This window comes from Pseudomonas sp. 5Ae-yellow (assembly GCF_014077575.1).
Lineage (GTDB): Bacteria > Pseudomonadota > Gammaproteobacteria > Pseudomonadales > Pseudomonadaceae > Halopseudomonas > Halopseudomonas neustonica.
This window is the reverse complement of record NZ_JACGWE010000010.1, coordinates 31406-51774: the sequence shown is the minus strand read 5'-3', so window position 1 is coordinate 51774 and position 20369 is coordinate 31406. Positions and strand designations below refer to the sequence as shown.

Here is a 20369-nt window from a genome sequence, read left to right as displayed (position 1 = left end):
CCGGAAGGTCATGGCGTATCATGCAGGTTGGTTTTTAATGAGAATCCCATGACTCGACATCTGCGAATTGCCACCCGCAAGAGCGCTTTGGCCCTGTGGCAGGCCGAATACGTCAAAGCGCGCCTCGAACAACTCGATCCTTCCGTGCAGGTTAGCCTGGTGCCCATGGTCAGCCGTGGCGATCAGCTACTTGACTCGCCGTTAGCCAAAATTGGCGGTAAGGGCCTGTTCGTCAAGGAGCTGGAAACGGCGATCATCAATGACGAAGCCGATCTTGCCGTGCACTCCATGAAGGATGTGCCCATGCAATTTCCCGAAGGCCTTGGGCTTTATGCGATTTGCGAGCGTGAAGATCCGCGCGATGCCTTTGTGTCGAATCATCACGACAAGGTTGATGCGATGCCGGCAGGCAGTGTTGTCGGGACTTCCAGTTTGCGGCGGCAAGCGCAGCTGATGGCGCGTCGCCCGGATCTGACAGTGCGTTTCTTGCGCGGCAACGTGAATACGCGTCTGGCCAAGCTGGATGCTGGCGAGTACGACGCGATCATTCTGGCCGCGGCCGGTTTGATGCGCTTGGGTTTTGATTCCCGCATACGTTATGCCATGCCGCCGGAAGAAAGTTTGCCGGCCGGTGGCCAGGGCGCAGTCGGCATTGAGTGTCGCACCAGCGATACGCAGTTGCATGCGCTGCTGGCGCAGATGAACGATGAAGACAGCGCGTTGCGTGTGCGCGCGGAACGAGCGTTGAATACTCGCCTTAACGGCGGGTGTCAGGTACCCATCGCCTGCTATGCCGAACGTGCCAATGGGGAAATATGGCTGCGTGGGCTGGTTGGCGATCCGGATGGAACCCGCCTGCTCCGGGCTGAAGCGGTTGGAGCCGAGTCCGACCCTGAAGCATTGGGTATTTCGGTCGCCGAGGATTTGCTTGGTCAAGGCGCGCAAGCCATCCTCGACGCCGTCTATGAAGGTGAGCCGCCGCGGTGAGTAAGTCCGTGTTGCTCACTCGTCAGCAGGGGGATAATCAGCGGCTGGCCGAACAGCTCCAGCAGCAGGGTGTTAGCAGTGAAAGCCTGCCACTACTGGAGCTTGCGCCCCTCACTGAGACGGGCGAACAGCGTCGGTTGATGCTCGAGCTTGACCGCTATCAGGTGGTTATCGTCGTCAGTCGGCTGGCGGCGATCCTGGGTCTGCAGCGACTGGATCAGTATTGGCCGCAGACGCCGGTCGGTATCGACTGGCTGGCGGTGGGCCCCGGCAGTGCCAAGCCGCTGCAGCAGTTTGGTTTGCCGGTGCAGTTGCCAGGTGATGGTCAGGACAGCGAAGCATTGCTGCGGTTGCCGCTATGGCAGGCGCATTTTTCTCGTGCGGACCTTAAGGTCTTGATATGGCGTGGCCTGGGTGGTCGCGAGCATCTCGCCGATCAGGTTCGCGCTGCAGGCGGTAAGGTCGACTATCTTGAACTCTATGAGCGGCGCGTCCCAGAAGGTTTGTCTAGCGGGCTGTCGCTCATGGCTGCGCGGGGCGTTGGCGGAATAGTAGTGCTCAGTAGCCAGTCGTTACTGTATTGGCACGAGGCGGCGGGCGCCGACTGGGAGCGCCAGCGCAATTGGCGCTGCTGGGTGCCGAGTGCCAGGGTTGCGGCACAGGCCACTGACCTTGGGTGTCACGATGTAGTAATCTGCAAGGGTGCAGATGATGCAGCCATCGTCGAGGCTGTGCGGGCACACCCGCTGAAGGACTAAAGGGGAAAGGCGTGGAACCAACAGAATCGAATAACAAAACGGATAACGGCACAGCGTCGAGCGCTGCAGAACCATCATCTGCACCAGCGGCCTCGAATGACAAGGCAGAGTCGAAGACGTCTGCGTCCGCGGCCAAGCCGGATGCCGTTCGTAAGCCAGCCAAGCCTGGCGTGCCGCCCAGGGCCAAATCTCCCGGTAATGGGCGGGGGCTAGGCTGGTTGGCACTGTTGGTTGCTCTTGTAGCTCTTGGCTTTAGTCTGTGGCAGTGGCAGCAGCGCCAGGCACAGCAAGTGCAGATGCAAGTCTTGCTCGAGCAAGTGCAGGCGGGCGGTGAGCAGCGCTTGCAGCAAATGAATGGCCGCCTGGAAGGCGTGCCACAGGGCGATGACTGGCAGTCCATGCAGCGGCTGGTAGCAGAAATGCAGCGCAGTCAGCAAGCCATCGGCGAGCGACTGGATATATTGCAGGGTGATGGTCGAGAAGACTGGAAGCTGGCTGAAGCTCAATATCTGTTGCGCCTGGCTTCGCTGCGCTTGCTGGCGGTGCAGGATGTAAACGCGGCGCGCGAGCTGCTGGGTACGGTAGATGGCATCCTCAAGTCGATGCCGGACAGTGGGCTCTACGGCGTTCGTCAACAGTTGGCGCAATACCAGGCACAGCTTGAAGGTCTACCGGAGCTGGATCGTCCTGGTGTCTTTCTGCGTCTTGCCGCGCTGCGTGACCAGGTTGAGCGCTTGGTGCTGTTACCGGTCCCCGAGTTTGATCCGGATGAAGTTTCAACTGAAGAAGAATACGCTGATCGCCTGCAGCGCCGCGATCGTTGGGATCGCGTGCTGATGCGCCTGGAGCGCTATGTCAGGGTTGATTTCCAGCGCGGCAAGGTGATTACGCCTCTGCTGGACGAAGCTGAGATGCAGCGCGTCCAGCGCACCTTGCAGTTGACCATGGAGCAAGCTCAATGGGCGGCCCTGCGCGGCGAGACTGAGGTGTATCAAGCTAGCCTGACACAGGCTGAAAAGATGTTGTCGCAGTATTTCGAGCTGAAAAATCCGCAGGTTCAGGGCATGCAGAAGCAATTGCAGGAGCTGCATGAGCAGGCGGTGAGCTTGAATCCGCCTGAGTTGGCGCCGCTGCAGCAAAGCTTGGCTACTTATATTCAGAATCGACGTTCTGCCTCTGCGGCTAAACAGTCGGAGGCCGGCGATGAGTAAAAGCTATATAGCGGTGCTCGCTGTTCTGCTGGTGGCGGCTTTATTGGGCATGGCGATCGCGGAAGATCCTGGGTATTTGTTGATTGCCTGGCGTAATGTCTCGATTGAAACCAGTATTTGGGTTGGTTTTGGCTTTCTGCTGGCGCTTTGCCTACTGATCTTGCTGGTGCGGGCGGTGATCCGCGTGATTAATGCCTCGGGACGCCGCATCAACCCCTGGTCGCAGCGCAACCTTCAGCAGCGAGCCAACGTGGTGGCGACTCGCGGGTTACTGGAGTTTGCGGAAGGGCACTGGAAGTCAGCGCTGCGGCTGTTGAAAAAATCCGCACCGCATGCTGAATTGCCGTTGATCAATTACCTGGTTGCTGCCAGAGCTGCGCAGGAGATGGAGGACTATAGTGAGTGCGACAGCCTGTTGCGCGAGGCCTACGAAACGACCCCCAAGGCTGATGTTGCCATTGCTATAACCCAGGCGCAGTTGCAGATCGCTCGAGGCCAGCTTGAACAGGCGCTGGCGACCCTTACTCGGTTGCGCAAGGATCATCCCAAACACCTTTACGCGCTCAAACTGATGAGTCAGGTGTATTTGCGTCTGGAGGATTGGGAGCGTCTGCTTGAGTTGTTGCCAGAGTTACGTAAGCAGCAGGTGCTTAAGGCGGCCGATCAGGATGCGTTGGAGTATCAAGTTCACAGCGCTCTGCTGCAGCAGGCGGGCCAGCGCGCCGCACCTGCCGATGTGAACCCGGCCAGCCTGGTTATCGCTGCGTGGGAGCAGATGCCCAAGCGTATGCACGACGATCCCCTGGTAGTGGAAGCGTACTGTCTTCAGTTGCGCGCCAAGGGTAGCGATGTATTGGCTGAGGAAGCGCTGCGAAAAGCTTTGCAGAGCAGTTACAACGACCGGCTGATGAATTTGTATGGTTTGCTGCAAGGTCGCGACGCTGCGCGTCAGCTGGCTACAGCAGAACAATGGTTGCAGAGTCATCCGAATAACGCGACCTTGCTTTTGGCTGCGGGACGTCTGGCTCAGCGAAACAGCTTGTGGGGTAAGGCAAGGGATTATCTGGAAGCCAGCTTTGCCAGTAAGCGCGATATCCAGACTTGCGCCGAGTTAGCGCGTTTACTGGATCGCATGGGCGATAGTGCCGGAGCTCAACGCACTATCCGGGACGGTTTTGAGATACTCGAGGATCACTTGCCGGCGCTGCCGCTCCCGTCTTCGGTCTGACTCTGCGGGTTGTGCGCTTGAAGTGTCTTTAGTCCGCGATTCAGCACTTCACGCGCATGGTTTGCCTCGGGGCCAGAGACGAAGCAAACATGCAGTGTGAGTTCAGCCAACGGCATGGGGTGATATGTTAGTGCTGTCGGGCTTTGACGTAGTTCGGGGTCATTTTCCAGCCAGTACGCCATGACCTCGCTATCGATCACGGCGAAGTCGATGCGCCGGTACAGTAGTTTTAGCAGGTTGAGTCGATCGCTCGCCGCCTTTTCAACCTGTAGTTTTCCTTCAGACACTTTTTGGTCAAACTCGGGAGAGTTGTTGTAACCGCTGACAACGCCAATTTTATAATCGGCAAGATCGTCAATGCTATTCCAGCTAAGCACACTGTCCTGGCGCTGAGCCATGACCAATAGGCTGGTGCCGAGGCTTTCCGAGTAATTGCAGCTTGCACCTTGTGAGCGGTATACCGGGAAGTAGCCAGTCTGCGCGGAAAGCGTCTGTGCTGACGTTATAGCCCTGTTCCAAGGCATGAAATTGACCTTTAGGGGCTGTCCTTGGCTCATCAGTGCCTGCCTGATGAGCTCGATATTGACTCCCTGTCCAGGCAGGCCGGCGCCGGTATAGGGTGGCCACTCGAGGGTGTTCAACTCTATCGCTGAAGCGGGTAATGTCGTCAGCCATAGGTTGAGAGCGCACAGGGTCAGGAGTTGGCGCATGATTCCTCTTGGCTGACAGGTTTAGCCTAACCATCTTTCATGCCAGTGTATGTGCGGACCCGCTAACTGTCATCCTATGCTTCAACGCGGCGCGTACGCAAAGGCGTCAGCGTGCATTTGCGTCGCTGGCATGCCTGCGTCTACCAGGGCATCCAGGGTGGCATACACCATCGCTGGGGAGCCGCTGACAAAAAAACGGTAACCCGCCAAGTCGGCGATGTCTTCGCAGATTGCCTGATGCAGTAGCCCTTCTCTTCCTGTCCAATCAGCCTGGTCACTGACAACCTGATGCAGATGCACGTTGGGCTGTGCTTGCCACTGTGACCAATGCGGCGCTTGATAGAAATCGGCACTATGCCGTACGCCCCAGTAAAGATGGATTGGCTGTTTGAAGCCTTGGTTCAGGCAGGACTCGATCAGGCTTTGCATCTGAGCCAAACCAGTACCCGCAGCAATTAGTACTAGCGGCTGGTCCGGCAATACGCGAGCGCATGCATCTCCGAAGGGCGCTTGAACGCGAGCAATACGGTGTTTTTGCAGGTACTCAATCACGTCGTGAGTGACTGGGTCACGATTCAGTATGTGTAGCTCAAGAGTGCGCTCCTCTTGAGGTGCTGACGCGATGGAAAACGCCGCAGGTTCTGCGCCGTCGCGCTCCAGCAAAAGATACTGACCGGCGTGATAGCGCAATGGCTTGCCTGCGGGCAGGCGCAGGCGCACGCGCCAGACATCGGCGCCAATGTTGACGCACTCGCTGACCTGGCAGGCGAGCTCTCGCACTGGTAGCTCGCCTGGGGCAAGTATCCCCTCCCATTGCAGCTCACAGTCGCTTGTGGGCTCTGCCACGCAGGTATAGATGTCGCCGCTATCGGTATGGCTGCCATCGGCAAGCATAACGCTGCCGCTTAACAGGGTCGCACCGCAAACATGGCAGTTGCCGTTGCGGCAGCTCTGCGGGGCGTCAAAACCCAGCCGCCGTGCGGCATCCAGAATGCGCTCGCCGGGTTGGATGTCCAGGGTCAAACCTGAAGGTTGTAGCGTGACTATCATTAAGTTCTCAGCAAGGTCTCATCAATCGATGCCCAGCTCTGTCCACAGAGCATCAATGCGTTGTTTTACGTTCTCATCCTGGTGAATCGCGGTGCCCCATTCGCGACTCGTTTCGCCTGGCCACTTGTTGGTGGCGTCCAGCCCCATCTTGCTGCCAAGACCGGAAGTGGGGGAGGCAAAATCGAGATAGTCGATTGGCGTATTGTCGATCATCACGGTGTCACGCTTGGGATCCATGCGTGTGGTGATGGCCCAGATAATATCGTTCCAGTCGCGAATGTTAATATCGTCGTCAACTACGATCACAAATTTGGTGTACATGAACTGGCGCAGGAAGCTCCAGACGCCCAGCATCACCCGCTTGGCGTGGCCCGGGTACTGTTTTTTTATCGACACCACCGCCATGCGGTAAGAGCAACCTTCGGGCGGCAGGTAGAAGTCGGTGATCTCGCTGAACTGCTTCTGCAGCAGCGGTACGAAAACCTCGTTCAGTGCAACGCCGAGTACCGCAGGTTCATCCGGCGGCCGGCCAGTATAGGTACTGTGATAGATCGGCTTTTCGCGCTGCGTTATGCGTTCAATGGTAAATACCGGAAAGCGATCAACCTCGTTGTAGTAGCCGGTGTGATCGCCAAAAGGGCCTTCATCGGCCATCTCGCCGGGGTGTATGACCCCTTCGAGTACGATTTCTGCACTGGCGGGTACCTGAAGATCACTGCCGCGGCATTTGACCAGTTCGGTACGCTGTCCGCGTAGCAGGCCAGCAAAGGCGTATTCCGACAGGCTGTCTGGCACCGGGGTAACGGCGCCGAGTATGGTTGCCGGATCGGCGCCCAGGGCCACTGCAATCGGGAAGGGTTCGCCAGGGTGCTTCTCCTGCCACTCCTTGAAGTCGAGCGCGCCGCCACGGTGGCTTAGCCAGCGCATGATGACCTTGTTGCGCCCTATCACCTGCTGGCGATAGATGCCCAGGTTCTGGCGTTCCTTGTGGGGCCCCTTGGTGATCACCAGTCCCCAGGTAATCAGCGGTCCAGCGTCGCCTGGCCAGCAGGTCTGCACCGGGATCCGGCCAAGGTCGACGTCGTCACCCTCGAACACGGTCGCCTGGCACGGCGCGTCGCGCACTACCTTGGGGGCCATGTTGATGATCTTTTTGAAGATCGGCAGTTTGGACCAGGCGTCTTTCAATCCCTTTGGCGGATCGGGTTCTTTCAGAAAAGCCAGCAGCTTACCGATTTCACGCAGTTCACTGACGCTCTCTGCACCCATGCCCATGGCGACACGCTCAGGCGTACCGAACAAGTTGCCGAGTACCGGCATGTCATAACCTGTGGGGTTTTCAAATAGTAATGCGGGGCCGCCCTTGCGCAGCGTGCGGTCGCAAATTTCAGTCATTTCCAGGATTGGAGAGACTGGAGTCTGAATGCGCTTGAGTTCGCCGCGCTGTTCCAGGCCCTTGATGAAATCACGTAAATCGGAGTATTGCATCTGAGCTTCAAGCCTCAAGCGGCAAGCGGCAAGCTGTTTGAGGTCAGTTTGCCGCTTGGAAGTTTGACCTGCTGCCATTTCGCCAACAGAACGGCGGCAGAAACAAGGCAAAGCGCTACAAGCCTGTGCGGTCCGCTTGAGGCTTGTAGCTTACAGCTGAGGGTTAGTTCTTGCTGCGCTTCATCGATTGGAAGAATTCGTCGTTGGTCTTGGTGTCTTTCAGACGGTCCAAGAGGAATTCAATCGCGGCAACTTCATCCATGGAGTGCAGAATCTTGCGCAGAATCCACATGCGTTGCAGCTCATCTTCGCTAGTGAGCAGCTCTTCACGGCGAGTGCCGGAGCGGTTGATGTTGATCGCAGGGAAGGTGCGTCGCTCGGCAATCTTGCGATCCAAATGGATCTCCATGTTGCCGGTACCTTTGAATTCCTCGTAGATGACTTCGTCCATCTTCGAGCCAGTATCGACCAGTGCGGTGGCGATAATGGTCAGGCTGCCGCCTTCTTCGATGTTGCGCGCAGCGCCAAAGAAACGCTTTGGCTTCTCTAGGGCGTGGGCGTCGACACCACCGGTAAGCACCTTGCCGGAGCTGGGGATTACAGTGTTGTAGGCACGAGCCAGACGGGTAATGGAGTCGAGCAGGATGATGACATCTTTCTTGTGCTCAACCAGGCGTTTGGCCTTTTCGATCACCATTTCGGCGACCTGTACGTGGCGACTTGGTGGCTCATCAAAGGTAGAGGCAACCACTTCGCCGCGCACAGTGCGCTGCATCTCGGTTACTTCTTCCGGGCGCTCGTCGATCAGCAATACGATCAGGTGGCACTCGGGATTGTTGCGTGCGATGTTCGAGGCGATGTTTTGCAACATCAGCGTCTTACCTGCTTTGGGCGGTGCCACCAGCAGGCCGCGCTGGCCTTTGCCGATCGGCGCACACAAGTCGATGATGCGGGCCATGAGGTCTTCAGTGGCACCGTTACCGGCTTCCATGACCAGGCGCTCATCAGGGAAAAGCGGGGTAAGGTTTTCGAACAGAATCTTGTTCTTGGTGTTTTCCGGGCGATCGAAGTTGATCGAATCGACCTTCAGTAGCGCAAAATAGCGCTCGCCGTCTTTGGGCGGGCGGATCTTGCCGGCGATGGTGTCGCCTGTGCGCAGGTTGAAGCGACGGATCTGGCTGGGCGAGACGTAGATGTCATCAGGGCCAGCCAGGTAAGAAGAGTCAGCTGAGCGCAGAAAGCCAAAACCGTCTTGCAGGATTTCCAGGACACCATCGCCATGGATATCTTCGCCACTTTTCGCGTGTTTTTTCAGAATGCCAAAGATCACATCCTGTTTTCGCGAGCGACCCATGTTTTCCAGGGCCATCTGGTTAGCGATTTCGAGCAGTTCGGTAATGGGTTTTTGTTTGAGTTCAGTCAGGTTCATAGGGTCGGTGAGCAATAGTTTTGTCGGCAGGATAGGGTTGGTTTTCGGCCGCCATTTGGAATGGGGCGATGAGTTGGCTGTAGAAAAAATGAGCCACTGTCGCAGGGGGCGACCGGAAGTTGGAAAGCAAATCTAGCACCGCTTTGCCGCGGAGTCTAGGTTTTAGCAGAAAAATGCGCCCCAGCTTTTTTTGGCTGGGGCTGAGACATCAGATATTGCTGTCGAGGAAGGCTGCCAACTGAGATTTGGACAGAGCGCCGACCTTGGTCGCTTCGACATTGCCGTCCTTGAACAGCATTAGCGTCGGGATGCCCCGTACGCCATACTTAGGCGGTGTGTCGGTATTCTCGTCGATGTTCAGCTTGCAGATTTTCAGCTTGCCGTTGTAGTCCTTGGAAATCTCGTCCAGAACCGGGGCAATCATCTTGCAGGGGCCACACCATTCTGCCCAGTAATCAACCAGGACGGGGGTGTCAGACTTGAGCACTTCTTCTTCGAAGCTGCCGTCTGTGACATGCACTATCAAATCGCTCATGCGTTTCTCCAAGGGTTTTAAAATACATAATTGGCCCATCATAGCACCACCCAAGCGCGAAGCGGAAGCTGATGGATTCTATGCTCTGTGACGCTTGCGCAGCAGACAACTGTCACCTCGCGGGTGGTAGAATCGGGACACAACCGACTTAAGGGACAACTGCATGGCTGATTCACATCAGAACGATTTCTCGTTGATAGCGGCGATTGACCTGGGCTCCAACAGCTTTCACATGGTGTTGGCTCGGGTTGATCAGGGCGAGATACGCATTCTGGAGCGCCTGGGTGAGAAGGTGCAGTTGGCGGCGGGACTGGATGAGAACCGCATGCTCAGCGAAGAGGCTATGCAGCGGGGTCTTGACTGTCTCCGTCGTTTTGCACAGTTGATCAACGGGCTGCCACCGGGCGCGGTCCGTATTGTCGGCACTAACGCGCTACGTGAAGCGCGTAATCGTGGTCAGTTCATTCGGCAGGTGCAGCAGATTCTTGGCCATCGTGCAGAGGTGGTTTCTGGTCGGGAGGAGGCCCGTCTGATTTATCTCGGGGTATCGCATACATTGGCCGACGACTCCGGTCGTCGCCTGGTTGCGGATATTGGCGGCGGAAGCACTGAGTTTATTGTCGGTGAGCGTTTTGAGTCGCTGCTGCGTGAAAGTCTCAATGTCGGTTGTGTATCTTTCAGTCGGCACTTTTTTGCTGACGGCAAGATTACTGCCGCGCGCTACAGCCAGGCCTATACCGCTGCGCGGCTGGAGTTGATGAATATTGAAAAAGCTATCCATCGGCTCGGCTGGACCGAGGCTGTGGGTGCCTCGGGTACGATTCGCACTATCGGTCAATGCATTCAAGCAGCGGGTAAAGGTCAGGGTGAGGTGACCCGTGAGGGCCTGCAATGGCTCAAGCGCAAGGTGCTGAAGGCAACGCATGTTGAAAAACTGGATATTCAGGGCCTGAAGGCTGACCGTCAGCCTATCTTGCCGGCGGGACTGGCTATTTTGGAAGCGATGTTTGATGCCTTGGGTATTGAAAGCATGGCGCACTCAGAGGGGGCTTTGCGCGAAGGCGTGCTCTATGACTTGCTGGGTCGTCAGCAGCACGAGGACGTTCGCGAGCGGACGCTCAGTGCATTGATGGAGCGTTACCACGTCGACATGGAGCAGGCAGCCAGGGTTGAGGCCAAGGCGCAGCGTTTAATGCACAAGGTGGACGAGCAGTGGCACCTGTCGGTCAGCAAGCAGGCTGATTTGCTGATCTGGGCTGCGCGGGTGCACGAAGTGGGGCTGGATATTGCGCATCACCAGTTCCATAAGCACGGTGCTTACCTTATTGAGCATTCCGATCTGCCCGGTTTCTCCCGGCAGGATCAGCAGGCACTGGCGCTACTGGTGCGCGGTCATCGACGCAACCTGCCCAATGCCGAGCGTCTCAGTGAGTTTGGCGATGACGCCGGGACCTTGCTGCGGTTATGCATGATTCTGCGGCTGGCCATTCTCTATCACCACATTCGTGGTAATCAGGACATGCCTGAGCTGGCCGTCGAGGCGGGGCAGGACTACTTGATTCTGCACTTCCCCGAGGGCTGGCTCGAAGCCAACCCGCTGACGCAGGCTGACTTCGACCAGGAAGCCCTGTATTGGGCCAAGGCCAGTTACAGGTTGACGGTACGCTGAGGTGAGTTGGCCAGTTTTTCCAGCAGTGCGTTCTGCGCGCTGCGGGCAATCTGGTTGCCGCTGGGCGAGCTAAGCACGTAGGAACCATCACTCTGCAGTATCCAGCTACGCGTGTTGTCAGTCAGAAACACCTGTAGCTCCTGCTTGGCGCGGGTGATCAGCTTCTTGCCTTCCAGCGGGAAGCAAGTCTCTACGCGCTTGTCGAGGTTACGCTCCATCATGTCGGCGCTGGACATCCACACCTGATCCTGGCCGTCGTTGAGGAAGTAATACACCCTACTGTGTTCAAGGAAGCGGCCGATAATCGAGCGCACGGTGATGTTGTGTGAGACGCCGGGTATACCGGGCCGCAAGCAGCACATGCCGCGAATGATCAGGTCAATCTTGACGCCCGATTGCGAGGCTTTGTACAACGCCTTGATGATCTTGGCATCGGTCAGTGAGTTGGCTTTGGCAATGATATGCGCAGGCTTGCCAGCCAGGGCATTCAGGGTCTCGCGGTTGATCAGTTCGAGCAGGCGTTTTTTCAGTGTGAAGGGCGCTTGCAGCAGCTTCTTCATACGCTGGGTCTTACCCATACCGATCAGCTGGTTGAATAGCTTGTGCACATCTTCAGTGAGCGCCAGGTCCGAAGTCAGAATGCTGTAGTCGGTGTACAGGCGCGCATTGCCAGCGTGATAGTTGCCGGTACCCATATGTACGTAGCGCTTCAGGCTTTTCTCTTCGCGGCGCAGGATCAGCATCATCTTGGCGTGCGTCTTGAAGCCGACCACACCGTAGATCACCACAGCCCCGGCCTGCTGCAAGCGGCTGGCCAGCTGCAGGTTCGACTCTTCGTCAAAGCGTGCCCGCAGCTCGATTACCACCGTCACTTCCTTGCCGTTCCGCGCGGCCTCAACCAGGGCGTTGACGATCTCGGAGTTGGCGCCGGTGCGATACAGCGTCTGCTTGATCGCCAGCACATTAGGGTCTTGTGCCGCCTGGCGTAGCAGGTCGACCACCGGGCTGAAGGACTCGTAGGGATGCTGCAGCAGAATGTCCTGCTTGCTGATGGCCTGGAACAGATTGTCGGCACTCGACAGCAGCTTGGGAATTCCCGGGCTAAAGGTAGGGAATTGCAGCTCGGGATGATTTTCCAGTCCGGTAATGGAGAATAGCCGGGTCAGGTTAACCGGGCCGTTGACCTCATACAATTCGGCTTCGCTCAAACCAAACTGGCGCAGCAGAAAGTCGGTCAGTGGTTTTGGGCAGTTATCCGCTACCTCAAGGCGAACAGCGTCGCCGTAGCGGCGTGAGAGCAGCTCGCCGCGCAGTGCGCGTGCCAGGTCGTCGACTTCATCAGGGTCAACGATCAGGTCGGCGTTGCGCGTCAGGCGGAACTGATAGCAGCCCAGAACTTTCATGCCGGGGAACAGGTCGTCGGCATGTGCGTGAATCATCGACGACAGGAATACAAAGTTATCGCCGCCATCGCATAGCTCTTCTGGCAGGCGAATCAGTCGTGGCAGCGAGCGCGGCGCAGGGATGATCGCCAGGCCCGAGTCGCGACCAAAGGCGTCGATGCCTTCGAGTTGCACGATGAAGTTCAGGCTCTTGTTGACCAGCAGCGGAAAGGGATGCGTCGGGTCCAGCCCTATGGGGCTGATAACCGGCGCCACCTGCTGGCGGAAGAAGCGGCGAATCCATAATGTCTGCTTGTGAGTCCATTGGTGGCGGCGAACAAAGCGGATACCTTTTTCGCTCAGTGCGGGCAGTAGGATGTCATTGAGAATGCTGTACTGACGACTGATGTGCTGGTGTGCAATCTCACTTATTTTGCTCAAAACCTGCTGCGGCTGCAGACCATCCGGGCCGGTTTGCTCGCGAGCGAAGGTGATCTGTTTTTTCAGGCCAGCAACGCGAATTTCAAAGAACTCATCCAGGTTGCTGGAGAAAATCAGCAGGAACTTGAGTCGCTCCAATAGCGGGTAGGACTCGTCCAGTGCCTGCTCAAGTACGCGGATATTGAACTGCAGCTGTGACAGCTCGCGGTGAATATAGAGCTCTGGCGCGTTGATGTCGGCCATTGGCGCGGGATCCATAGGCTTTTCGCTAACGGCTGCCGGGCGTGGCAGCAACTCAACTTTGGGCGCTGTCTCTGCGTTACTTGTGGTCGCTTCCTGCGGGTTGCTTTCGCGGCTGCTGTTGAGCTCTGGCATGGGGGCCTCGTTCAGTTTGATTGTTGCTCGCGCAACTGGCGCGCGGCGGTTTTGGCAAAGTAGGTCAGGATGCCGTCGGCGCCGGCACGTTTGAAGGCGATCAGTGATTCGAGAATCACTGCTTCACTAAGCCAGCCATTGTTGATGGCGGCGCAATGCATGGCGTACTCACCACTAACCTGATAGGCGAATGTCGGTACCTTAAAGCTTTCTTTGACGCGGTAGACAATGTCCAGATACGGCATGCCGGGTTTAACCATGACCATGTCCGCACCTTCGGCCAGATCAGCAGCAATTTCCTGCAGTGCCTCGTCACCGTTGGCCGGGTCCATCTGGTAAGTAGCCTTGTTGCCCTTGCCGAGGTTGCCGGCAGAGCCGACGGCGTCGCGAAACGGGCCGTAGTACGCACTGGCATATTTGGCCGAGTAGGCCATTATGCGGGTATGAATGTGGCCTGCGTCTTCCAGCGCCTGACGCATGGCGCTAACGCGGCCATCCATCATGTCAGAGGGTGCCACAATATCGGCACCGGCGTCAGCGTGGGACAGTGTCTGTTTGACTAGAATCTCGACGGTGATGTCATTCATTACATAGCCGTTGTCGTCGATAATCCCATCCTGTCCGTGGGTAGTAAACGGGTCCAGGGCTACGTCCGTGATAACACCCAACTCTGGGAAGCGTGCCTTCAGAGCGCGGGTCGCACGCTGAGCCAGGCCTTCCGGATTATAAGCCTCGGCGGCGTCCAGCGATTTCTTCTCCAGCGGCGTCACCGGAAAAAGCGCTATCGCGGGAATTCCAAGGTCTACCAGCTCTGCTGCTTCTTCCAGCAACAGGTCGATGGACAGCCGTTCGATGCCGGGCATCGAGGCGATGGCTTCGCGTTGACCTTCTCCTTCCAGAACAAAAACCGGGTAGATCAGGTCATCGGTGGTCAGGGTGTTCTCGCGCATCAGGCGGCGTGAAAAGTCATCACGGCGCATACGGCGGGGACGGCTCAGGGGGAACGGGCGTGGTACAAAAGACTGGCTCACGAAAACTCCATTGGTACGGTGGAATACAATCCACTATGCACCTATCTGGTTGACGTTTATACGTCCAGATTATGACGGAATTGTGACAGAAGGCGTAAGGCTGTTTTTTCTTCGAGCTCTGCGCCAGGCTCTGGCGCTAACTCTACGCGATTGCGGCCCAATGCCTTGGCGCGGTACAACGCTGCATCGGCGGCGGCCAGCAAGATGCTGAAGTCGTAACCATGGTGCTCCGAACAGGCCACTCCAAGGCTGGCGCTAAGCCAGACGGGTTGACCTTCCTGCTCCCAAGGGTGACGGCATAAGCCTTGGCGTATGCGTTCGGCTACCTGGGCTGCACGCTCGGTGTTCAGGCCTGGCAATATCAAGGTGAACTCTTCGCCGCCAAAGCGCCCGAGCAGGTCGTCGCTGCGCAAATGCTGGCTGATACTCGAGACCAGATGGCAAAGCACGGCATCGCCTGTTTGATGGCCAAACTCATCGTTGATGCGCTTGAAGTGGTCAGCATCGACCATTATCAGGGTTGCTGGTTGTTTGCGCTCAGCCATTATCTCCAGCAGCGCCTTTGCCTGTTCTTGCAAGCTTCTGCGGTTCAACGCGTTGGTCAGGCCGTCGCGTTCGGACAGTCTATGCAGCGCCTCGGCCGTCCGGTAATGGGTCATCAGAATGAACCCGCTGGCCATGCCTATCTGCGCCAGCATCGCGCCCAGCAGGGTCAGGTTTTGTAGTGGGTTGTCCAAGGCCGGGTGGTCGCTCTGCAAGCCACTGAGTGCGGCGAGCGGGCGCCCAATCAAACCAATGCCGAATAGCAGCGCTATGCTGCCGGTAAACCAATAGGCTGTGCGCAGCGGCTGGGCCGCACGTATCAGCAGCTCCTTGGCGCACATCAGGAAAAAGCCGCCAAGCACGAGCGAGCTGATGGCGTAGCAGATATCCAGCCTGCCCAGCTGAAAGCGGCAAACCCAGAGTGCTAGCATGATCAGTGCTGCGGCGCTGATGGGACCCCATTCGGGCTGGCTGCGGCCTTTGAAGGCGCGTACGCCAAGCCAGATGACCCCTAGTCCGGCGGTCATCAGCCCATTGGCGAGAACGATTGAGAGGCTATGATGTAGTAGCTCCTGGTTGACGTTCAGCAGCAGGCCCAGCATCAGGCTGCAGTTACCCAGTGCCCAGTGGCGTAGCCCTTGCTCGGTGCCTGCATGCCAGGCTGCCAGTGCGAGCAGTAATGTCATGCTAAGGGTCACCAGTGTCAGGGTGACTGTCAGCGTTGTCAGGTCTAGGTTAGTGAGTATGTGCACTGCGGCTTCCCTGCTCGGCAGCGCGCTGCCAAGACGTTGTGTCATCTTCCTTGAAATAGCGGCGACAGATCAATGAGGGTTGGTCGCTCTGCCGGAAGATGAAAGCAAAAGTGATCATCTCGGTAGACCGCAAAATTAAACCAAGTACTGCGCGCGGCAAAGATAATGGGCGCTGTTATGCCTGAAGATGAGTAGCAGTTGGCACAAGTCGCTGCGGTTAATGCTGATTCACACAGCTTTCGCTGCGCTCAATCAGTCAATTGGTCCGCTGGTATGTGGCAAAATGCAGTGCTATTTCCTTGTCTGGATGGTGTTGATGCGTATCTGGCTTCGCCGGGGTTTGACCCTGTTATTGCTATTGATCTGGCTCGCGGGCCTTGTCTGGGCTTACTGGTGGTTCGAAGCGCGCTACGTGAAGTCGTTCGAGCGGCCGGCCTTTTTTCAGGGGGAAGCCGTCAGCCCGCCTTTTGCTCCCGGGCATGTTCAGGTTCTCCACGTGTGGCAGTCAGGCTGCCCCTGCAGTGCAGGGCATGAAGCTTATGTGGATGAGATGACCCAGCGCTTTGCGCAGCAGGGGGTAGAGTTCGCGCGCTCCGGACAGCGCAGTACCGACGATCTGACTGACGGCCTCAAGGTGCTGCCTTATTGGCCGATACCTGAGTTATGGGCGAACTGGCCCGGTGCCCCTGCAATTGCTATTTGGGACGCTGAAGGACAGTTAGCCTATGTAGGTCCTTACAGTGACGGAGCTCACTGTACAACTGACAGCAGTTTTGTCGAGCCAGTGGTGCAAGCCCTGCTAGCCGGACGCAAGGTAGCAATTACTCGCCAGGATGCGGTGGCTTGTTTGTGTGACCTTGATCCCGGTGAGATAGCTATTGATGAATCCAACAGTTCCCCAGTCTCTGAGCCTTGATGCCCATTACCTGCAAGCTGACCGTGTCATGCTGGGTGTGCTCTGGCTATGTATGCTCGCCTCCCTGGCACTGGCCTCCTGGTATGGGACTTGGGCTCAGGCTCTAGTTGTTGGTGGCGGCACGCTGATGGTTATGCATGGCCTGCACGCTTTGGGTAAAGGTGGGCGGCTATTTCGCTGTGCTATAGGGGCTGCCTTTATGGTGATGGCGGCGCTGCATATTAATCAGAGCCGCGGCACCATGGAGATGCATTTCTCCATTTTCGTTCTACTGGCTTTTCTTATCTATTACCGTGATTGGATGCCAATTCTGGTCGCGACGCTGGTTATTGCAGTCCATCACCTCATGTTTTTCTATTTGCAATCACGATTGCAGGGGGTATGGCTGGCGCCAGGATTGACCTTCGGGTTGGTTTTCGTGCATGCAGGTTATGTCGTGGTTGAAGCGGCCGTATTGATATATCTCGCGCAATTAGGCTATCGCGATGCGCTGGAGGGCGAGGCTATGGGGCGAGCCACGGCGATGATGATGGTCGAGGGCGAGAGAGTAGACCTAACTTATCGCGTAGCGATGCGTACCCCTATGGTTGACTCATTTAATCGATTTGTTGGCGGGTTGGACGCAATGGTCGCTGACGTGGGTGATAGCCTGGAGCAGCTGGGTGAGGTGGGGCAGGCGGTTACGGGAAAGTCCGTAGCGGTTCGCCAAAGTGCCGAGCGCCAGCAGAGTGAAACCCAATACATGGTCCAGGCGATGCAGGAGCTTGGTCGTGCGACGGCCGAGGTTGCGCGTAACGCGGCAGATGCAGCAGCAGCATCCGAGGGTGCAGATGGTCACGCCCAGCAGGGGTACAGGGCGATGGAGGGTATTCGTGCGGAGGTGAACTCGCTGGAAGAAAATATTCGCCTTACCGGTACTGCCGTTGATGGCGCAGCACAATTGGCGGTCGATATTGATCAGGTGGTTGATGTGATCAAGAGCGTGGCCGAACAGACTAATCTGCTGGCATTGAACGCAGCTATCGAAGCGGCGCGTGCCGGTGAGCACGGTCGTGGGTTTGCAGTAGTAGCTGATGAGGTTCGTAATTTGTCGCAGCGCACTGCCCGTTCAACTGCCGAAATCCAGGATTTTATATCGCGCTTGCAGCGTGCTTCAGAGCAGGCGCGCGGCGCGATGGAACGCAGCCAGGATTCAGTCGAAAGGTGTATTTCGGTTACCGAAAATAGTGCACAGATTCTCTCTGGAATCGTGGCAGAAATCGCCAGTATCGCAAACCTCAACACTACAATCGCGGCCGCTACTCAGGAGCAAGCTAGCGTAGGTGACGATGTGGCTAAACATCTGCACGGCATTGGCGATATTGCTACCGCCAATGCCGATCAGGCCGTCGAGTTGGCGCGTCTGGCAAGTGAGTTGGAGGCTGTTCGAGGGCAGTTAAACGACCAGGTTCGTCAGTTTGCTACCAAGCGCGGCTAGTTGCCGCGCGACAGCAGGCGGTCAAGTGAATTGGCAAACGCCTGTTTGTCTTTGTCGCTGTAGGGCGCTGGTCCGCCGCGACCGGCGAGGCCGGCGCCGCGTAACTCATCCATCAGGTTGCGCATCGCCAAGCGGTCGCCGATGCTCGCTTTATCATAGACTTGGCCGCGCGGGTTGATCGCGGTAACGTGGCGATCTACCAGGCCAGCCGCCAGTGGTATGTCGGCGGTAATGACCAGGTCACCCTGGCTCGCTTGCTCGATGATGTAATGATCGGCAGCGTCTGCGCCAGCGGAAACAATTACTTGGCGCACGCCCGGCCCCGGCGGCAATTGCTGGGCACTGTTGGCGACCAAGACCAGCTCGATCTGCTTGCGGCGCGCCGCCTTTACTGCAACATCGCGTACCGGTCTGGGGCAAGCGTCGGCATCAATCCAGAGAATCATGTTTGCTCCGTTGTGCGGTTACTCGTCTGCCAGGGCAGCCTGTAATTCGTCGAGTTCCTCATGCGCCTGCAGCCAGGCCTCCTCCAGCTCGGCAATACGTTGCTGGCAACTGGCTTGTCTGGCCAGCAGTTGTTTCAGGAGGTCCTTGTTGCTGGCCTCGTATACGCTGGGATCACCGAGTTCGGTTTCTATCTGTGTGTGTTCCTCGTTGGTGCCAGCCAGTTGCTGCTCCAGTTTGTCAGCGGCCTTCTTCAGCGGCGCCAGGCGCTGCCGGTGCTCTGCTGCTGCACGCCGCTGGGCCTTGGCATCTACCTTGGGTGCGCTGTTGGACTCGGGTTGTGCGGCGGCGGCTTGTTGTTGGCGGAACTGCGCCAGCCAGCGGGTATAGCTGTCCAGGTCATCGTTGTAGGTATCAACCTTGCCGTCGGCAACCAGCCAAAGCTCATCAGTGGTGTCACGAATCAGTGCGCGGTCGTGGGATACCAGCAGCATGGCGCCTTCAAAGGCTTGCAGGGCAATGGTCAGGGCGTGACGCATTTCCATGTCGAGGTGGTTGGTTGGTTCGTCGAGCAGCAACAGGTTGGGTTTTTGCCATGCGATAAGAGCCAGCGCCAAACGCGCTTTCTCGCCACCCGAGAAGTGCTCGACTGCCTGATCAATACGGTCGCCCTGAAAGGCAAAGCCACCCAAAAAGTTGCGCAATGTCTGTTCGCGCTCATCCGGCGCCAGTCGCGCCAAATGCAGCAGTGGGCTGGCGTCAGGGTCAAGGCTGTCGAGTTGATGCTGGGCAAAGTAACCGATAGCCAGGTGCTCGCCGGTCTTCAGTTCGCCACCAATTAACGGCAGATCGCCGGTCAGTGACTTGATTAGCGTGGATTTGCCTGCGCCGTTGGGGCCGAGCAGCCCGATACGGGCGCCAGGCGCGAGCTGCAATTTGACGTTGGCGAGTATGCTGTTGCCGGTATACCCCAGTTGACCCTTGTCCAGGTCCAGCAAGGGTGTGGATTGGTTGGTCGCTTCACGAAAACTGAAGGAGAACGGCGAATCAATATGCGCTGGTCCGAGCTCTTCCATGCGTTCCAGCGCCTTGAGGCGGCTCTGCGCCTGTCTGGCTTTGGTGGCTTGAGCGCGAAAGCGCGCGATATAGGCTTGCATGTGTTCGCGTTGCGCTTGCTGCTTCTCGAATGCTGACTGTTGCTGTGCCAGGCGTTCGGCGCGAGTGCGTTCAAACTGGCTGTAGCCACCACGATAAAGGTTCAGTTTCTGGCCTTCAACGTGCACGATATGCTCGACCACTGCATCGAGAAAGTCGCGGTCGTGGGATATGAGTAGCAGCGTGCCCGGATAGCTGCGTAGCCAGTCTTCCAGCCAGAGTATGGCGTCCAGATCCAGGTGGTTGGTGGGCTCATCCAGCAATAGCAGGTCCGATGGCCGCATCAGCGCCTGCGCCAGGTTGAGACGCATACGCCAGCCGCCGGAGAAGTCACCAACCGGGCGGTCGCATTGCTCGCTGCTGAAACCCAGGCCGGCAAGCAATGTACGTGCGCGGCTATCTGCGGTAAAACCATCGTGACTTTCCAGTTCACCATAGAGGCTGCCTAGTTGCTCGGCGGCCTGTTGCGCTTCTGCCTGTTGCAAGCGGTGCTGAATGTCGCGCAGGCGCAGGTCGCCGTCCAGCACGTAATCCACTGCAAGGCGATCCAGGTTTTCGATTTCCTGGCGCATATGGGCGATACGCCAATCGGCGGGCAGGCTGCAACTGCCAGCATCGGGCTCAAGCTCTCCGCGCAGCAGTGCAAACAGGCTGGATTTACCGGCGCCATTGGTACCCAATAGGCCAACTTTCTGGCCTGAGTGCAGGGTAAGACTGGCGTCATCAAGCAGCCGCAATGGGCCGCGCTGTAACCTAAGGGATTCGATGGTGATCATAGGGCGCGAGTA

The 20369-nt window shown here is 57.5% G+C and carries 17 protein-coding genes; 7 read left to right on the top strand and 10 right to left on the bottom strand.

Annotated elements, in window-relative coordinates:
- The first annotated feature begins 48 nt into the window (after nucleotides 1-48).
- Genes hemC through H4J77_RS08540 form a run of 4 tightly spaced genes read left to right on the top strand, consistent with a single transcriptional unit; the run spans nucleotide 49 to nucleotide 4184 of the window.
- On the top strand, nucleotides 49-987 hold the full coding sequence (hemC, locus tag H4J77_RS08555) for a hydroxymethylbilane synthase (RefSeq protein WP_123889372.1): 939 nt from the start codon (nucleotides 49-51) through the stop codon (nucleotides 985-987).
- Nucleotides 984-1745, top strand: coding sequence for a uroporphyrinogen-III synthase (locus tag H4J77_RS08550; RefSeq protein WP_182247873.1), 762 nt, complete (start codon nucleotides 984-986; stop codon nucleotides 1743-1745). The genes hemC and H4J77_RS08550 overlap by 4 nt, the downstream gene beginning before the upstream one ends.
- Before the next feature lie 11 nt (nucleotides 1746-1756).
- On the top strand, nucleotides 1757-2956 hold the full coding sequence (locus tag H4J77_RS08545) for a uroporphyrinogen-III C-methyltransferase (protein ID WP_182247871.1): 1200 nt from the start codon (nucleotides 1757-1759) through the stop codon (nucleotides 2954-2956).
- Complete coding sequence (locus tag H4J77_RS08540; RefSeq protein WP_123889369.1) at nucleotides 2949-4184, top strand: heme biosynthesis HemY N-terminal domain-containing protein; 1236 nt, start codon at nucleotides 2949-2951, stop codon at nucleotides 4182-4184. The genes H4J77_RS08545 and H4J77_RS08540 overlap by 8 nt, the downstream gene beginning before the upstream one ends.
- Here the strand turns inward: H4J77_RS08540 and H4J77_RS08535 are convergent.
- The 5 genes from H4J77_RS08535 to trxA all read right to left on the bottom strand — a co-directional run bounded on the left by H4J77_RS08535 (nucleotide 4148) and on the right by trxA (nucleotide 9396).
- Nucleotides 4148-4894: an ABC transporter substrate-binding protein gene (locus H4J77_RS08535; RefSeq protein WP_182247869.1), complete on the bottom strand. Its 747-nt coding sequence runs from the start codon at nucleotides 4892-4894 to the stop codon at nucleotides 4148-4150. The two genes, H4J77_RS08540 and H4J77_RS08535, sit on opposite strands and share 37 nt — an antisense overlap.
- Nucleotides 4895-4975: 81 nt before the next feature.
- A complete protein-coding gene (locus H4J77_RS08530) occupies nucleotides 4976-5944 on the bottom strand; it encodes a CDP-6-deoxy-delta-3,4-glucoseen reductase (RefSeq protein WP_182247867.1) in 969 nt (322 codons plus the stop codon).
- A gap of 21 nt (nucleotides 5945-5965) precedes the next feature.
- Entirely contained in the window at nucleotides 5966-7432 is a 1467-nt protein-coding gene (gene ubiD / locus H4J77_RS08525) for a 4-hydroxy-3-polyprenylbenzoate decarboxylase (RefSeq protein WP_123889366.1), read from the bottom strand.
- A 163-nt stretch (nucleotides 7433-7595) separates the two neighbouring features.
- Nucleotides 7596-8861, bottom strand: a complete 1266-nt coding sequence (gene rho, locus H4J77_RS08520; protein WP_123889365.1) for a transcription termination factor Rho — start codon at nucleotides 8859-8861, stop codon at nucleotides 7596-7598.
- A 208-nt stretch (nucleotides 8862-9069) separates the two neighbouring features.
- Nucleotides 9070-9396: a thioredoxin TrxA gene (trxA, locus tag H4J77_RS08515; protein ID WP_092286297.1), complete on the bottom strand. Its 327-nt coding sequence runs from the start codon at nucleotides 9394-9396 to the stop codon at nucleotides 9070-9072.
- 163 nt (nucleotides 9397-9559) lie between these two features.
- Here trxA and ppx point away from each other — a divergent pair, with 163 nt between their 5' ends.
- Nucleotides 9560-11065, top strand: a complete 1506-nt coding sequence (ppx, locus tag H4J77_RS08510; protein ID WP_182247865.1) for an exopolyphosphatase — start codon at nucleotides 9560-9562, stop codon at nucleotides 11063-11065.
- On the opposite strand, the gene ppk1 is transcribed toward ppx, so the two are convergent.
- The 3 genes from ppk1 to H4J77_RS08495 are packed head-to-tail and all read right to left on the bottom strand — an operon-like array spanning nucleotide 11044 to nucleotide 15634.
- Nucleotides 11044-13263, bottom strand: a complete 2220-nt coding sequence (ppk1, locus tag H4J77_RS08505; RefSeq protein ID WP_123889363.1) for a polyphosphate kinase 1 — start codon at nucleotides 13261-13263, stop codon at nucleotides 11044-11046. The two genes, ppx and ppk1, sit on opposite strands and share 22 nt — an antisense overlap.
- An 11-nt stretch (nucleotides 13264-13274) precedes the next feature.
- Complete coding sequence (hemB, locus tag H4J77_RS08500; RefSeq protein WP_310734952.1) at nucleotides 13275-14294, bottom strand: porphobilinogen synthase; 1020 nt, start codon at nucleotides 14292-14294, stop codon at nucleotides 13275-13277.
- A gap of 56 nt (nucleotides 14295-14350) precedes the next feature.
- On the bottom strand, nucleotides 14351-15634 hold the full coding sequence (locus H4J77_RS08495; RefSeq protein ID WP_182247863.1) for a GGDEF domain-containing protein: 1284 nt from the start codon (nucleotides 15632-15634) through the stop codon (nucleotides 14351-14353).
- Nucleotides 15635-15905: 271 nt separating this feature from the next.
- Here H4J77_RS08495 and H4J77_RS08490 point away from each other — a divergent pair, with 271 nt between their 5' ends.
- Both H4J77_RS08490 and H4J77_RS08485 read left to right on the top strand, forming a co-directional pair.
- Nucleotides 15906-16505, top strand: a complete 600-nt coding sequence (locus H4J77_RS08490; RefSeq protein ID WP_182247861.1) for a DUF6436 domain-containing protein — start codon at nucleotides 15906-15908, stop codon at nucleotides 16503-16505.
- A complete protein-coding gene (locus H4J77_RS08485; RefSeq protein WP_123889360.1) occupies nucleotides 16471-17982 on the top strand; it encodes a methyl-accepting chemotaxis protein in 1512 nt (503 codons plus the stop codon). The genes H4J77_RS08490 and H4J77_RS08485 overlap by 35 nt, the downstream gene beginning before the upstream one ends.
- Here the strand turns inward: H4J77_RS08485 and H4J77_RS08480 are convergent.
- Nucleotides 17979-18428, bottom strand: coding sequence for a YaiI/YqxD family protein (locus H4J77_RS08480; protein ID WP_123889359.1), 450 nt, complete (start codon nucleotides 18426-18428; stop codon nucleotides 17979-17981). The genes H4J77_RS08485 and H4J77_RS08480 overlap by 4 nt on opposite strands.
- 18 nt (nucleotides 18429-18446) lie before the next feature.
- Complete coding sequence (locus tag H4J77_RS08475; RefSeq protein ID WP_182247859.1) at nucleotides 18447-20357, bottom strand: ATP-binding cassette domain-containing protein; 1911 nt, start codon at nucleotides 20355-20357, stop codon at nucleotides 18447-18449.
- Nucleotides 20358-20369 lie beyond the last annotated feature (12 nt).